Here is a 15,977-nt window from a genome sequence, read left to right on the forward strand (position 1 = left end):
GACAGATAACAACAACGACATCAGATGACGACACTCGGAGAGACTGTAATGGATTACAAGCACACGAGTCATGGTTGCGGTGCCCTGCGCCTCAGCCTGCTGGCGACGGCCATCGCGGCCGCTCTCCTGCCCACCGTTCAGGCGGTCGAGATCGACACGGGCAGTGAAGAGTGGTCCGTGCGTTTCGACAACACAGGTAAATTCAACTATGGCGTGCGCACCGAGAGTGCGGACTCCCGCATGCTTGCCACCCCGAACAACAACGACGGCGACTACAACTTCAAGGACGCCGGGGACACAGTGGCCACCCGCTTCGATCTGCTGACCGAGCTGGACGTGGTGAACAAGGGCAACACAGGTTTCCGTGTCAGTGCCGCCAGCTGGTATGACTACGCCTATCGCGACGTCGGCGCCGATGACAACCCCTTCATCAACGGCAATAGTGCCACCTCGGGGATCGTCGGCCAGCCGCCCGTGGCGGCCAATGCTCACCTGAGCGACTATGCGAACCGCTACTACCACGGCCCCTCCGGCGAGATCCTCGACGCCTTCGTGTTCCACAGCATGGAGGTCGGCGAGGAGTCGCTGCTGAGCTTCAAGGTGGGCCAGCACAACGTCTACTGGGGGGAGACCCTGCTCAACCCGGTGCACTCCCTGAGCTACGGCCAGTCGGGCCTGGATCTGGCGAAACTCGCGGCCTCCCCGGGCACGGAGGCGAAGGAGCTGTTCGTGCCGCGCAACCAGGTCTCCGCCTCCTTCACCCTGAACCCCGAGTGGACCTTCGCCGCCCAGTACTTCCTGGAGTGGGACGCCGCCCGCCTGCCGGAGGCCGGCACCTATTACGGCAGCTCCGATCTGGTGGGCTTCGGCGCCCAGTCCTTCCTGCTGGGGCACACCGGCGGGCCGGGTCTCGCCGGGCCGAACGGCACCCTGACCAACATCCGCCGCGGCACCGACATCGAGCCGGGCAAGCACGGCGACTGGGGCATCATGGCCAAGTGGTCCCCCGAGGCGCTGGACGCCACTCTGGGGGCCTTCTACCGCCGCACCGCGGACATCCTGCCCCAGGCGGTACTGGATGCCCGCGGCATGACCATTCGCGGCGCCGCGCCGCTGCCGGGCGGCGCCATCCCGAACCTGCGCCAGTCCATCGCCACCACCAGCTACTCCCTGGCCTACGGCGAGAGCATCGACATCTTCGGCCTGAGCCTCTCCAAGGACATCGCCGGGGTGAGCGTGGGCAGCGATCTGAACTATCGCCACAAGATGCCGCTCGCCAGCATCCCTGCGCTGCTCAGTGCCGCAGGGCCTGGTGGATTGGCCAATGGCTTCGGTGCCTTGCCCCCCCGCCACGCCGGCACCGGGGTGATCACCGATGATTCCGACGGCTACAGCGCCACCGGCGACACCCTGCACTGGACCCTGAACGGCCTGATGACCATAGCCGACACCACGCTGTTCGACGGCGCCGCCCTGCTGGCCGAGCTCTACTACAGCAACCTGCTGAGCCTGGACGAGCACAACAAGGCGCTCTACAAGGGCGAGGAGAGCTACCAGGGCATCGACAAGCCGACCCGTGACAACTGGGGCCTGGCGGTCAACTTCACCCCCACCTGGTATCAGGTCTTCCCCGGCGTCGACATGACCATGCCGCTGTCGGTGAACTGGGGTCTGTCCGGCATCTCGCCGGTGCAGGCGGGCGGGGCGAAGGAGACCGGCAACTACGCGGTCGGCCTCGGCGCGACCATCTACAACCAGTACTTCGTCGATCTGAAGTACGTGGACTCCTTCGGCAAGTCCGCCGACTGTAACGATGGCGCCAGGGACGGGGCTACCCCCAACGCCCTAGACGGCGCCCAGCGCACCACCTGTTATGCCGGCGGCTACTCCTCCTTCTCCGGTGGCGGCGCCACCACGGAAGACAGGGGCGCCATCTACCTGACCCTGAAGACCACCTATTGAGTCAAGCGACCGAGTCGGAGAACGAGATGATGAAACCTACACAAACATTGCTGGCCCTCTCCCTCGCCCTGGCCTTTGCCGGCCAGGCCCAGGCGGCCGTTTCCGCGAGCGAGGCGGGCAAGCTCGGCACCAGCCTGACCGGGGTGGGCGCCGACGCGGCGGCCAACGCCGATGGCTCCATCCCCGCCTATACCGGCGGCCTGACCACCCCGCCGGCCGGCTTCAAGGCGGGCGACAGCATGCGCCCTGACCCCTATGCGAGCGACAAGCCCCTGCTGGTGATCGACGGCAAGAACGCAGGCCAGTACAAGGGGGCGCTGACCGCCACCACGGCGGAGCTGCTCAAGCGCTTCCCTGACTTCCGGGTGGATGTCTACCCGACCCACCGCAGCGTGGCGCTGCCCAGGGAGGTGCTGGACAACACCAGGCTGAACGCCGTCAGCGCCCAGACCCTGGAGGGGGGGCTCGCGGTGGACAAGGTGCTGCCGGGCATTCCCTTCCCGATCCCGCAGACCGGGGCCGAGGCCATGTGGAACTTCCTGCTGCGCTATCAGGGGGTGAACATCGCCACCAAGTACGACTCCTGGAACGTCGATGCCGCAGGCACGGCGGCGCTCTCCACCACGGGGCAGGCGTTCATCAACTACGCCATCTACGAGGACATGAAGAGACCCATCTCGGCCAGGGATACCTACTACCAGATGAAGCTTTACTACACCGGGCCCGCCCGCCGCGCCGGTGAAGCCATCATGCTGCGCGATGCCGCAAACCCCTTGGAGCAGCCGCGCAAGGCCTGGCAGTACCTGCCGGGGCAGCGCCGGGTCAAGCTGGCGCCGAACCTGGCCTATGACACCCCGAACCCGGGCACCTCGGGCGCCGGCACCTATGACGACGTCTTCGTCTTCAACGGCGCGCTGGACCGCTTCGACTGGAAGCTGGTGGGCAAGCAGGAGATGATCGTTCCCTACAACACCTACAAGCTGACCTACGAGCCCGATGCCCGGGCGCTGACCACCCCGAACTTCCTGTCGCCGGATCACGTGCGCTGGGAGAAACACAGGGTCTGGGTGGTGGAGGGGACCCTCAAGGCCGGCGAGCGCCACATCTACGCCAAGCGTCGCTTCTACCTGGACGAGGACAGCTGGATGGCCCTGGCGTCCGATCAGTACGACGCCCGTGGTCAGCTCTATCGCGGCTCCTTCGCCTTCCTGAGCCAGAGCTACGACAAGCAGACCCCGGATGCCACCCCCTTCATGATCTATGACCTGGTGGCGGGCACCTACAACATCAACGGTGTGGTGGGCCCCCATGGCGGCATCAAGTATGGCGCCCCCCTGTCCAAGGCGAAGTGGTCGCCGGAGTCCCTGGCCGGCGCGGGTATACGCTAGCCCACGGGAGCCCTGTTCGCCCAGCGAGCCGGGCTTCTCGATGTCGGCGTCGGGGCTGCCCGGCGCCTCTTGATACAAGGACGTGGTATGGGTTCATTCAACAAATTGGCGCCCTGGCTGTGCTGCGCCCTGCTGATGCCGGGGCTCGCGCAAAGCGCACAGGTGACGGCAGCGCAGAGCGCAGGCGCGGCCGCCTATGTGGACGTGCTGGACTTGCCGGCCAAGGCGAGCGCCCTGGCCAGGCAGAGCCCCCTGCTCGATCTGGCCCAGGCCGGGAAACGGCTGGTGGCGGTGGGGCAGCGCGGGCACATCCTCTACTCCGATGACGACGGCCGGCACTGGCAGCAGGCCGGGGTGCCGGTGAGCGTGGATCTCACCGCCGTCGCCTTCCCCAGCCCCGAGCAGGGCTGGGCCGTGGGTGGGGACGGGGTGATCCTGCACAGCGCCGACGGCGGGGCCAGCTGGCAGAAACAGCTCGACGGCCGCCAGATAGGCGAGCTGGTGCGCGCCTATTACGCCGAGAGAGCCAAGGCCGAACCGGACAACGAGCAGTGGGCCGCCCTGGTGGACGAGGGCCGGCGCCTCATCGAGGAGGGGGCGGACAAGCCGCTGCTCGACGTCTGGTTCCAGGACGACAGGGTCGGCTATGTGGTCGGGGTGTTCAACCTCATTCTGCGCACCGAGGATGGCGGCCAGCACTGGACGCCCATGCAGGATCGCACCGACAACCCGGACGGGCTCCACCTCAACGCCATCGCCCGGGCCGGGGAGAGCCTCTATCTCGCCGGCGAGCAGGGTCTGCTGCGCAAGTGGGATGAGGCGGCGCAACGTTTCGTGGCGCTGCCATCCCCCTACGAGGGGAGCTTCTTCGGCCTGATCGGCCGCCCCGGCGAGCTGCTGGTCTATGGCCTGCGCGGCCACGTCTATCGCAGCACGGACGGTGGCGCGAACTGGACTCAACTCGCCAGCAAGCTGCCCATCAGCATCAGCGCGGCGGTACAGGATGCCGGCGGGCATGTCCGCCTCTTCACCCAGGCCGGCCACATGTTGCGGGTGAATGGCGATAGGCCGCTGCAACTGATGCCCGAGGCGGAGCCCTCGCCGGTGGCGGGCGCCCTGCTGACGCCCCAGGGCACCCTGGCGCTGGTGGGTCACCGCGGCGTGCGCACCCTGGCGGTGAATTGAGGCCGTCACAGGCTTTGCCAAATCAGGCCGTCAGGATGACGGCCCAATAACGATAACGAGGATTCAGAGATGGGCCATGTGAAGCAAGATGCGATGCCGGTGATCCGCGAGCTGGCGGATTTCGATCGGCGCTCCGGCAACCTGCTGGAACGACTGGTGTTCAACCACAGAGCCCTGTTCATGCTCTTTATGACGCTGGCGACCCTGGTGCTCGGCTATATGGCGACGACGAGGCTGGAGCTTAGGCCCAGCTTCGAGAAGATGATCCCCCAGAGCCAGCCCTACATCAAAAACTTCCTGGAGAACCGCCAGTCCCTGCGCGGCCTCGGCAACTCGGTGCGGGTGGTGGTGGAGAACACCCAAGGGGACATCTTCGATCCCGGCTATCTGAGCGTCCTCAAGCGGGTCAATGACGAGCTGTTCCTCACCGAGGGGGTGGACCGGGCCTGGATGAAGTCCCTGTGGAGCCCGGCGGTGCGCTGGACCGAGGTGACGGAAGAGGGCTTCCAGGGCGGGCCTGTGATGCCGGACGCCTATCAGGGCAAGCCCGCCGACATCGAGCAGCTGCGCCAGAACATCCATCGGGCCGGCATCGTCGGCAGCCTGGTGGCGAGCGACTTTAAATCCAGCATGCTGATCGTGCCCCTGCTGGACAAGGCCTCGGCCACAGGCCAGCCCCTCAACTATCACGAGTTCTCCCAGCGCATCGAACAGCTGCGCAGCCAGATCGAGTTCGACGGCAAGCCCCACAAGGCGGTAGAGGAGGGGACGGGCAAGTACAAGATCCGGGTCATCGGCTTCGCCAAGCTGGTGGGGGATCTCATCGACGGCCTGATCCAGGTGATCATGTTCTTCGGCCTGGCGGTGGTGACCTCGCTTCTCATCATCTTCCTCTACACCCGCTGCGTGCGCAGCACCCTGCTGGTGGTGGGCTGCTCGCTGATCGCCGTGGTGTGGCAGCTTGGGCTAGTCGCCTGGCTTGGCTACGCCATCGATCCCTATTCGGTTCTGGTGCCCTTCCTCATCTTCGCCATCGGGGTCTCCCACGCGGCCCAGAAGATGAACGGCATCATGCAGGATATCGCCCGCGGCACCCACAAACAGATCGCCGCCCGCTACACCTTCCGCCGCCTGTTCCTGGCCGGGGTCACGGCGCTGCTCGCCGACGCGGTGGGCTTCGCGGTGCTGATGCTGATCGACATCCCGGTCATTCAGGATCTCGCCATCACCGCCAGCATAGGGGTGGCGGTGCTGATCTTCACCTCCCTGCTGCTGATGCCGGTGGCGCTCTCCTTCGTGGGGGTCGGGCGCAAGGCGGCGGAGCGGGCCCTCAGGATCGACACCAATGCCGCCGCCAACCAGGGTTTCGGCAAGCTCTGGGCGCTGCTGGACTGCTGCACCGAGCGCAAGTGGGCCACCTTTGTGGTGGCGTTGGGTCTGGCCATGGGGATCGGCGGCTACCTGGTGAGCCTGAACCTGAAAGTCGGCGATCTGGACAGCGGGGCCCCCGAGCTGCGGGCGGATTCGCGCTACAACAGGGACAACGGCTATATCACCGGCCACTATGCGCTCTCCAGCGATCTGTTCGCGGTGATGGTCAAGACGGCGCCGGAAGGTTGCCTCAACTATCAGACCCTGATCCTGGCGGATCGCCTGGGCTGGGAGTTGCAGCAGCACCCGGGGGTGCAGGCCACCAGCTCCCTGGTCAACGCGGTGCGCCAGATCACCGCCGGCACCTACGAGGGCAACCCTAGGCTCGCCAGCATCCAGCGCAATCAGAACGTGCTGAACTACGCGGCCCAGCAGGCCTCGGTCAACAGCCCCGAGCTGTTCAACACCGACTGCTCCCTGATGCCGGTGATCGCCTACCTGAAGGATCACAAGGCCGAGACCCTGAGTGGCGTGGTCGCCATCGCCGATCGGTTCGCCCGGGAGAACTCGTCGTCGGATCGCCAGTTCCTGCTCGCCGCGGGTTCGGCCGGCATCGAGGCCGCCACCAACCTGGTGGTGCACGAGGCGAACCGCACCATGCTGCTCTACGTCTACCTGGCGGTGACCGTCTTCTGCCTCATCACCTTCCGCAGCTGGCGGGCGACCGTGGTGGCGCTGGTGCCGCTGATGCTCACCTCTGTGCTGTGCGAGGCGCTGATGGTAGCCATGGGGATAGGCGTCAAGGTGGCAACCCTGCCGGTGATCGCGCTCGGGGTCGGCATCGGCGTGGACTACGCGCTCTATCTGCTGAGCGTGCAGCTGCACTACCAGCGCCAGGGCATGTCGCTGGTGGAGTCCTACCGCAACGCCGTGGCCTTCACCGGCCGGGTGGTTGGGCTGGTGGGGATCACCCTGGCCGCCGGTGTGGTGGGCTGGGCCTGGTCACCGATCAAGTTCCAGGCGGATATGGGGATCCTGCTCACCTTCATGTTCCTGTGGAACATGCTGGGGGCGCTGATCGGGGTGCCTGCGCTCTCCTACTTCCTGTTGCGCGGCACCCGGCCCGCCTTGGCCGGGGAGAAGGGGGCAGAACCCAGTGCGAGCGCGCCCCAGGGGAGGATGGCGCCGCCACTGCCGGCCGATGCCCGCTAGGAAGCGGCAAGGGGCAACAGAGGGAGGCGTCAGGCCTCCCTCTTCTTTTGGACGCTATGGTGGAAATGTGCGGGATGAACAGGGAAGGGGATGTCGCTACCTTGATCCCCGTGCTGATAGGCGGTGGCTCCTGCCGCCAGGAGAGGGGAATACAAAGAGGGAGGCACTGGCCTCCCTCGTTAACCTCTGGCAACAGAGCTGACTGGCCTAGCCGTAGGCCAGGCTGGTGCGCACGTTCTGGGCCGCCTTGGGCACTATCTTGTTGCGGGTGCGCCAGGTGGCCGGCGGCATGCCGAACTGGGCGTTGAACCAGCGGGTGAAGGAGCTCGGCATGGAGTAGCCCAGCATGTCGGCGATGTGGCCCAGCGAATAGCCGGAGTTTTGCAGGTAGCGCATCACCAGGTCCCGGCGTACCTCGTTGACCAGCTCGCTGAAGGTGGCGCCGCTCTCCTCGAGGTGGCGCTGCAGGGTGCGCACGTTCATCCCCAGGGTGCGGGCGATCTGCTCTATGGTGGCGCGCCCCATGGGCAGCAGCAGGTAGATGGCCTTGCGCACGTCGGTGAGCAGGGATTGCTGGGTCTCCACCACCAGGGTGTCCAGGTACTGGCGCGCGTGGCGGGCCATGGCCTGGTTGGCCAGGGGATTGGGAACGTCCAGATCTGCGGCGTGGCAGACGATGCCGTTGAACTCGCTGCCGAACTCCAGCTTGCAGCCGAACAGCCGCTTGTGGATGGAGAGATCCGCCGGCGCGTCATGGGTGAAGTTGATGCTGATTGGGTGCCAGTTGGCGCCAATCCCAACCTGGGAGGCGCAGAAACGGTACATGACGCCGACCGCGAGCTCCGTGGTCTGGCGCGACGGCATGGGGGTGTCGGTGATGATCTCCTCGCGGATGATGACCGTCTTGCCCGCCTCCTCGATGTAGATGGCCAGGGCGTTGTTGAACAGGTGGATGTACTGCACCATCACCTGCAGGGCTTCGCGCAGATTGGGCTGGTAGCTCAGCAGCAGGCTCACCTCGCCAAAATCTGACAGCTGGCGATGCTCCGCCATGCGCAGTCCCAGGCTCTGGCAGTCGCCGGTGCGGGCGGTGAGCTCCAGCAGGTTGATGATGGTGGCGACCGGGATGCGCTGATTCGGGACATCCAGTATGGAGGCGCTGAGCCCGGCCTGGGACAGCAGGCTGGGGGTGTTGAGGCCCAGTTGGCGGGCGACGTCGAGGTAGTTGGTGAGGGTAGCGGCTCTGGCAAGAAGGGTCATGATGCAGTTCCCATGGCGACAGCTCATCTGCTGGTTGTTAACCATTTATTATCATTTCGGCTACATCATGGGAAGGCTTATTAACTTATCTATTAGTCGCAGATCCCAGGGGGTGAGCTCGCTCACAGTCCGCTTCCGATGGCGTCCCGACCCCGTGATCGCCGCCTTGTCCGGCCGAGTCTCTGTCGCAAAAAGACAACTCCATGGCACCCAAGGTAAAGCAGCCGAATGGTGAGCCCCTTACTGTGGCTTCCATATCGGCCGGCTCTCGCCGGATAGCCAGGACAGGGGGAGTGAGATGAAACAAGGGCAACCCAGGGCCAGGGTGCTGATAGTGCCGGGCCTGCGCGATCACGTGGTGGATCACTGGCAGGCCCTGCTCGCCGCCGAGCTGGAGCAGGTGGTCACCGTGCCGCCGCTCACCTCGGACAAGCTGAGCTGCAAGGCCAGGGTCGAGGCCATCGAGGAGGCCCTCGCCGCCATCGAGGGGCCGGTGATCCTGGTGGCCCACAGTGCCGGAGTGCTGATGGTGGCCCACTGGGCTGCCCAGTACGGCGCAACCAGACAGCACAGGGTCCAGGGCGCCCTGCTGGTGACGCCACCGGATCTGGATGCCGACTGGCCGTCCCACTACCCCAGCAAGGAGGCCATGGCGGCTGGCGGCTGGCACCCCTTGCCGCGCACCGGGTTGCCATTCCCGAGCCTGGTGGCCATGAGCCAGAACGATCCCCTGGCGAGTCCGGAGGCGGTCCGCGCCCTGGCCCGCGACTGGGGGAGCGCGCTCGTCGACGTCGGCGCCGTGGGGCACCTCAATCCGGCGAGCGGCTTCGGCCCCTGGCCAGAGGCCCGGGCGCTGCTGGCACGCTTCGAGCGCTGATCATCCCATTCAGGGGACGGAGTCTCCCCTGCAGTCCACAAGCCTGTGACCATGAACCGAAAGGAGTCCCTATGGTGAAGACCCGCATCATTGCGCCGGCAGAGGGCGCCCACGCCTATCCGCTGCTGATCAAGAGCCTGCTGCTGTCCGGGGGGCGTTATCACCCGGAGCGGGAGATCGTCTACGCAGACAGGCTTCGCTACGACTATCGCACCCTCAAGCAGCGCATCCACCGCCTCGCCAACCTGCTGACGGCGGCGGGAGTGGGCCCCGGCGACACCGTCGCCCTGCTGGACTGGGACAGCCACCGTTCCCTCGAGTGCTTCTTCGCGGTGCCCATGATAGGCGCCGTGCTGCACACGGTGAACGTGCGCCTCTCCCCCGAGCAGATCGCCTTCACGATGAACCACGCCGAGGATCACCTGGTGCTGGTGCACGACGACTTCCTGCCGGTGCTGGAAACCATCCAGCACCAGCTGCCCACGGTACGCGGCTATGTCCAGCTGACCGACGACAAAGCGACACCGACCCGCCTGCCGGTGCTGGGGGAGTACGAGACGCTGCTGGCCGGGGCGGGCGATCACTTCGACTTCCCCGACTTCGATGAACACTCGGTGGCGACCCTGTTCTACACCACGGGCACCACGGGGGATCCCAAGGGGGTCTATTTCAGCCACCGCCAGCTGGTGTTGCACACCCTCAACGAGCTGGGGACCCTGGCGGCCCATGCGGGGCAGTCGCTGCTCTGCTCCGACGATGTCTACATGCCCATCACTCCCATGTTCCACGTCCACGCCTGGGGCGTGCCCTATGTGGCGACCATGCTGGGGGTGAAGCAGGTCTATCCTGGCCGCTACGAGCCGAACAAGCTGGTACGCCTCTATCGGGACGAGGGGGTGAGCTTCTCCCACTGCGTGCCGACCATCTTGCAGATGATCCTCGATTGCGAGGAGGCCAAACAGACCTCGTTCGAGGGCTGGAAGATGCTGCTGGGGGGCAGCGCGCTGCCGCTCGGCCTCGCGGCCCAGGCCAGCCAGAAGGGGATCCGGGTGCACGCCGGCTACGGCATGTCGGAGACCTGCCCGCTCCTGTGCGTGGTGCACCTGACCGAGACGGAGCTGGCACTGCCCATGGCGGAACAGTTGCCGCTGCGCATCAAGACCGGCAAGCCTATCGGCCTGGTGGATCTGCGCATCGTCGATCTGGCGGGCCGGGAGCTGCCCCACGACGGCGAGGCCATGGGGGAGATAGTGGTGCGCGCCCCCTGGCTGGTGCAGGGCTACCTGAAGGAGCCGGGCAAGGGGGCTGAGCTCTGGGAAGGCGGCTGGCTGCACACCGGGGACGTGGCCTCCATCGATCCCCAGGGGACGGTGGAGATCAAGGACCGCATCAAGGACGTGATCAAGACCGGCGGCGAGTGGATCAGCTCGCTGGCGCTGGAGAACCTCATCAGCGCCCACGACGGGGTCCACTCGGTGGCCGTGGTGGGGGTACCCGACGAGCAGTGGGGGGAGCGCCCGCTGGCGCTGGTGGTCGGCAAGGAGGGAGTGAGCCTGGATCCCCAGGCCATCAAGACGCACCTGCAGGGGTTCGTGGAGAGCGGTTGCATCAACCGCTGGGCCATTCCCCGCCAGATCCGCATCGTGCAGGAGATCCCCAGGACCAGCGTCGGCAAGGTGAACAAGAGGCTCATCCGGGAGCGGGAGCTCGGCGGGTCGGGGGGACACTGAGCCTCCCACCATCACACCTGAACCTGCCCCTAGTCCGCCCCCACTGTTTGAGGGGGCATATTGTTGGGACCAGAACGCTTGACTACGCTAATTGAGCCATTACATAAGAGGCGTGCGCTATGGGTAAACATCAGGTTCATCTTGTCAACGAAGAAGTGGATTTTCCCGTCAATGAACAGCTGGTCTCCACCACGGATCTGCAGGGGGTCATCACCTACGCCAATGATCACTTCTGTCGGGTGGCGGGATACAGCCGTGCGGAGATGATAGGGCAGCACCACAACATGGTGCGCCACCCGGACATGCCCAAGGCGGCCTTCGCCGATCTCTGGGGCAAGCTCAAGCAGGGCAAACCCTGGCGCGGCATGGTGAAGAACCGCTGCAAGGATGGGCGCTACTACTGGGTCGATGCCTATGTCACCCCCATCTTCGAGCAGGGGCGGATCAACGGCTACCAGTCGGTGCGCAGCCGCGCCACCCCCGAGATGAAGGAAGTGGCCGCCCGCACCTACGCCAGGCTGAAGGCGGTGGAGCGGGGGGAGCGCAAGGCGGGCCTGAGCCTGCGCCCCGTGCGCCCCGCGCTGGCCATCGTCGGCCTCTTGCTGATGCTGGCAGGGGGCGGCTATCTGATGGGGCCGTGGGCTCCCCTGTTCATGTTGCTGCCCATGGCGTGGCTGGGCCTTCTCTATCGCCACGCCCTCATCACCACCCCCCGCTATCTGCGCCAGCTGGCCGAAGAGTATGACAGCCTGACCCGGCTCATCTACTCGGGGGACGAGCCCAGCGCCATCGCCGATTTCCACATCAAGCTGCTGCAGGCCAGGATCCGCACCGTACTCGGGCGGGTGGACGATGCCACCCTCTCCCTGCAGGATCTGGCGGTGCACCTCAAGACCGCCTCCAGCGAGGCCAGCGCCGACATCGCCGAGCAGGACATCCAGACCCAGCAGGTGGCGACCGCCATCACCGAGATGGCGGCCACCGCCCACGAGATCGCCCGCAACATCCAGGAGACGGACAACCAGATCGCCCAGGCCAAGGCCCACTGCGAGAACACAGACCAGCAGCTGGAGGATACCCAGCAGAGGGTGACGGAGCTGGCGACCCAGGCAGAGCATGCCTTCACGGCCGCGGTGGCACTGGCGGAGGAGTCGGATCGCATCGGAGTCCTGATGAGCGAGATCCAGGGCATCGCGGATCAGACCAATCTGCTGGCGCTCAACGCCGCCATCGAGGCGGCGCGGGCCGGGGAGCAGGGGCGCGGTTTCGCGGTGGTGGCGGACGAGGTGCGCACCCTCTCCACCCGCACCCACAAGGCAACCGAACAGATCCAGGGCAGCATAGGGCAGATCCAGCGCACCCTGAACAACTGGAAGGGGATGATGCAGCAGAACCTGCAGCAGACCCAGTCCTGCGTCGCCCTGACCCGGCAGGGATCGGAGAGCCTGCATCAGGTGCTGGCGGAGATAGAGCGGGTGGTCGACCTGTCGACCCAGATCTCGGCGGCGGCGGAGGAGCAGCAGGCGGTGGTCGAGGACATCAGCCGAAACGTCAACGTCATCTCCCAGCACTCCCACACCAACAGCAGCAAGATGCAGGACATGGACGCCTCGAGCGACATCCTGCTCACCAAGGCGCGCCAGCTCAAGTCCCTGGGGCAGACCTTCGGCTAGTCTCCATCCCCTGAATGCAAAGAGGCCACCCCTGGGTGGCCTCTCTCTTGCGGGCGCGGGGCTCGCGGTGTTGGATGCGGGGCATGCCCCCCTCGGCCGGCCCCCTCCGGCCTTCGCACCATCTGCCATCGCGGCATCAGCCGGACTGTTCCGCCAGCGTCATGAGGCCGCCGCTCTTGTCGCAATACATGGCCCTGTCGGCCTGGATGAGCCACTGCTCCGGGCTCCAGTCTTGCTGGTACTGGCTGACCCCTATGCTGATCCCGACCCGCATGGGTTGATCACTCACCACGAAGGGGGCCTCCATGGCCTGGCGGATCACCCCGGTGACCGCCTCCGCCTGATGGGTGTCGTAGCCGGGCAGCAGCAGGATGAACTCGTCCCCCGCGAGGCGCGCGAAGAAGTGATGATGGCCGATGGCGTCGTGGATCCGCCGGGTCAGCTGACAGAGCAGCGCATCCCCCTGGCTGTGGCCGAAGTTGTCGTTGATGCGCTTGAAGTCATCGAGATCGCAAAACAGCAGGCAGCCCGGCTTGTCGCTCTGTACCTGCGTCTTCAACTGCTCCATCAGGCTCAGGCGATTGGGCAATCCGGTGAGGGGATCGCGCCGAGCCAGCTGCAGTATCTCCTGCTCCCGCTGCTTGCGCAGCGCCACCTCCCGGTAGAGCCGCTTGTTGTTGGCGAGCAGGTAGAGGGCGAGCAGCAGTATGATGGCGCCGGCTCCCAGGCTCAGCAAGAACCAGGGGCGCCAGAAGATCCACTGCTCGGACGGCACCCGGTAGAGGAAGCGGGTCAGGGACACCGGCCTGGCCACCAGCCCTATCTCGACCAGCTGCTGCATGATGTGGGCGAAGCGATCCGGATTCATATACCCGATCTCCACATAGAGCGGCTGGATCATCTCCTTGCTCATCTGCAACTCGTACTCCATGTGGGCCTGGCTGCGGCTGACACCATATTCGGTGCGCAGCAGGGCGATGGCCTCCTCGGGATGGGCGAGGGCGTAGCGCCACCCCTTGAGACTGGCGGCCCGAAAGCGCGCCACCCGATCCGGGTTGAGCTGTTCCTGCGTCTGGGTGGTGAAGAGGATGTCGCTGTAGAAGTCGATGCCGTAGTTGCGGGGATTGATGACGGAGACCGAGACGCCGCGCTCCTCCAGGTAGAAAGGCTCGTTGCTGAGGTAGGCGTTGAAGATGTCTATCTTGCCCTCGATCAGATCGTCGATGTTGACCGAGGTGGGCACCGGGATGAGCTGGCGCTCGTGCAGCCCCTGATAGTAGAGGGTGGCGAGCAGCTCGGCGTCCTGATGGCCGGGGAACATCATGATCCGTTTGCCACGCATGTCCGCAACGGTGAGAATGCCGCTGTCGCGACGGGCCAGGAAGATGGACGGGGAGTGCTGATAGACGCTGGCAAGTGCCAGCAGGGGTTCACCATTGGCGTAACTCGTCAGCACCTCGGTGTTGCCGACCCCGAAGTCGGCGCGGCCACTCAGCACCTCCTGGACCGGGCTTATCCCCTTGCCGCCCGGACGGATCTCGACATCCAGCCCGGCGTCGGCATAGTACCCCTTGGCCTTGGCCATGTGATAGCCCACGAACTGGGGTTGGTGCAGCCAGCGCAACTGCAAGACCACCCGGTCCGGCAGCTCATGAGTGCGCTCACTGGCCAGGAGGGGGGAGGCGTAATTGATGCCAATCAACAACAGCCAAAACAGGCATTTTTTCATTCGTGCGATTCTTGTACTGAGGGTCCATGGGGGATGGCCTGCAGGCCTGCATTCTAGTTGTTAACAAAATACATTCTAAAGGGTTATAGATGTACCGGATACAGTTGCAACACAAAGATTTCATGGTGATCGACAAGAGTCCAGGCCTAGGCATGCATGACGACGGCGGTGAGCCTGGCCTGGTCAGCCGGGTCAAGCAGGACACGGGGCTCACCCTCTATCCGGTCCACCGTCTGGACAAGATGACCTCGGGACTGGTGCTGCTGGCCCGCACGCCCGAGGCCAACCGTGCGCTCAGCATGGCCTTTGCGGCGAGGGAGGTGAGCAAGCAGTATCTGGCCCTCTCCGATCGCAAGCCGAAGAAGAAGCAGGGCTGGGTGAAGGGGGACATGGAGAAGGGGCGCGGTGGCAGCTGGATGCTGGCCCGCACCCTGAACAACCCCGCCATCAGCTGGTTCGATTCGGTGTCGGTGCGCGAGGGGCTGCGCCTCTATCGCATCAAGCCCCAGACTGGGAAGACCCACCAGATCCGGGTGGCCATGAAGAGCATCGGCGCCCCCATCCTCGGCGACGAGCGTTACGGCGGCACGGCGGCGGATCGCGGCTATCTGCACGCCTGGCGTCTCGCCTTCACCCTGGCGGGGGAGCCCTTCGATCTTGTCTGCCCGCCCGACGAGGGGGCGCAGTTTCTGCTACCCGAGCTGCACGCCGCCATCGCGGGACTTGGCGAGTGAGTGCCGCCGCCGCGAAGGTGCCTGCCAGCGGCTGGATCCTGGCGGACTTTGACGACACCCTGGCGCCCGGTGACAGCCATGCTGGCCTGCTGCGCCATATCCTGCGCCGCCGTCTCTGGCCGCTGCTGCTGTGGCCGGTGATGACGCTGGGCGGGCTTGTCTATCTGCTGCCAAGCCAGCGCCGACGCGGCATTTCGCTGATCTGGTGGGCCATCACCCTGGGGCTCTCGCCCCTGGCGTGGCGCCGACTGGTGCGGGAGTACTGCCTGACCCGGCCCGGCCTCTATCGGGAGGCGCGCGCCCTCTTGATGGGAGAGGGGCACCGCTGCTGGGTCATCTCCGCGAGCCCCCACGCCTTGGTACGAGCCCAGCTCCATCGTCAACTGCCAAAGCTCCCCCATCGCATTCTGGGCTCACGCATGCACTATCGCCTCGGTGGCCTGGTGCCGCGTTGTTATTGCCACGGCAGGCACAAGTTGCAGCCCGAGCTCCTCACCCTGGACGCCGTGCTCACCCTGAGCGACAGCCTGCACGATCTGCCGCTGCTGGCGTTGGGGGAAGAGGCCTGGTTCATCAATCCGACGCGCCGCCGTCTGCAACTGGCGCGGGCCCGCTTGCCCCACCTCAGGGTGAAAACCTGGCACCTGTAAGGCAAAGCTGACAGCCTTGTGGGGCGCCAAGGAGCGCAGCGCAAGGCTGGGACATGGTTGTCACACTTCATTTACATTTTTTGCCGCAGATCCCCGCCAAACTATCTGAATACCACCTCTTCTCATCTTCGGCGCCCGCCTCTCTAATGAAACAAGTTGTTAACAAGGCCGTCTGGCTGCTGTCGAGCCATCCGGCGTGACCCATT

General features: G+C 65.5%; 11 protein-coding genes. 9 read left to right on the forward strand and 2 right to left on the reverse strand.

Annotated features, from left to right (window positions below; genetic code table 11):
• Positions 1-48 precede the first annotated feature (48 nt).
• From AB5Y72_RS04015 to AB5Y72_RS04030, 4 genes are all read left to right on the forward strand, one after another.
• Entirely contained in the window at positions 49-1,962 is a 1,914-nt protein-coding gene (locus AB5Y72_RS04015) for a DUF1302 domain-containing protein (protein ID WP_368198617.1), read from the forward strand.
• A gap of 26 nt (positions 1,963-1,988) precedes the next feature.
• Positions 1,989-3,350, forward strand: a complete 1,362-nt coding sequence (locus tag AB5Y72_RS04020; protein ID WP_325782994.1) for a DUF1329 domain-containing protein — start codon at positions 1,989-1,991, stop codon at positions 3,348-3,350.
• 87 nt (positions 3,351-3,437) lie between these two features.
• Positions 3,438-4,535, forward strand: a complete 1,098-nt coding sequence (locus AB5Y72_RS04025) for a YCF48-related protein (RefSeq protein ID WP_325782993.1) — start codon at positions 3,438-3,440, stop codon at positions 4,533-4,535.
• A 69-nt stretch (positions 4,536-4,604) separates the two neighbouring features.
• On the forward strand, positions 4,605-7,118 hold the full coding sequence (locus AB5Y72_RS04030) for an RND family transporter (RefSeq protein ID WP_368198618.1): 2,514 nt from the start codon (positions 4,605-4,607) through the stop codon (positions 7,116-7,118).
• Between the two features lie 207 nt (positions 7,119-7,325).
• Here AB5Y72_RS04030 and AB5Y72_RS04035 read toward each other — a convergent pair whose 3' ends face one another.
• Complete coding sequence (locus AB5Y72_RS04035) at positions 7,326-8,378, reverse strand: AraC family transcriptional regulator (RefSeq protein ID WP_368198619.1); 1,053 nt, start codon at positions 8,376-8,378, stop codon at positions 7,326-7,328.
• 298 nt (positions 8,379-8,676) lie between these two features.
• Between AB5Y72_RS04035 and AB5Y72_RS04040 the strand changes: the two genes are divergently transcribed.
• From AB5Y72_RS04040 to AB5Y72_RS04050, 3 genes are all read left to right on the forward strand, one after another.
• Positions 8,677-9,255, forward strand: coding sequence for an RBBP9/YdeN family alpha/beta hydrolase (locus AB5Y72_RS04040; RefSeq protein WP_368198620.1), 579 nt, complete (start codon positions 8,677-8,679; stop codon positions 9,253-9,255).
• A 71-nt stretch (positions 9,256-9,326) separates the two neighbouring features.
• Positions 9,327-10,985 carry a fatty acid--CoA ligase gene (locus tag AB5Y72_RS04045; protein WP_325782990.1) on the forward strand — a complete coding sequence of 553 codons (1,659 nt, stop codon included), beginning with the start codon at positions 9,327-9,329 and terminating at the stop codon, positions 10,983-10,985.
• Positions 10,986-11,104: 119 nt separating this feature from the next.
• Positions 11,105-12,658, forward strand: coding sequence for a PAS domain-containing methyl-accepting chemotaxis protein (locus AB5Y72_RS04050; RefSeq protein ID WP_209792764.1), 1,554 nt, complete (start codon positions 11,105-11,107; stop codon positions 12,656-12,658).
• 136 nt (positions 12,659-12,794) lie between these two features.
• Here the strand turns inward: AB5Y72_RS04050 and AB5Y72_RS04055 are convergent, their stop codons facing one another.
• Positions 12,795-14,387: an ABC transporter substrate-binding protein gene (locus tag AB5Y72_RS04055; RefSeq protein WP_325782989.1), complete on the reverse strand. Its 1,593-nt coding sequence runs from the start codon at positions 14,385-14,387 to the stop codon at positions 12,795-12,797.
• 89 nt (positions 14,388-14,476) lie between these two features.
• Here AB5Y72_RS04055 and AB5Y72_RS04060 point away from each other — a divergent pair, with 89 nt between their 5' ends.
• Together AB5Y72_RS04060 and AB5Y72_RS04065 are read left to right on the forward strand one after the other, a co-directional pair.
• Complete coding sequence (locus AB5Y72_RS04060; RefSeq protein ID WP_325782988.1) at positions 14,477-15,121, forward strand: TIGR01621 family pseudouridine synthase; 645 nt, start codon at positions 14,477-14,479, stop codon at positions 15,119-15,121.
• On the forward strand, positions 15,118-15,771 hold the full coding sequence (locus AB5Y72_RS04065) for an HAD family hydrolase (protein ID WP_368198621.1): 654 nt from the start codon (positions 15,118-15,120) through the stop codon (positions 15,769-15,771). Before AB5Y72_RS04060 ends, AB5Y72_RS04065 begins: the two co-directional genes overlap by 4 nt.
• Positions 15,772-15,977 lie beyond the last annotated feature (206 nt).

Source organism: Aeromonas sp. R7-4 (assembly GCF_040908055.1).
In the GTDB taxonomy this organism is placed as follows: Bacteria; Pseudomonadota; Gammaproteobacteria; order Enterobacterales; family Aeromonadaceae; genus Aeromonas; species Aeromonas sanarellii.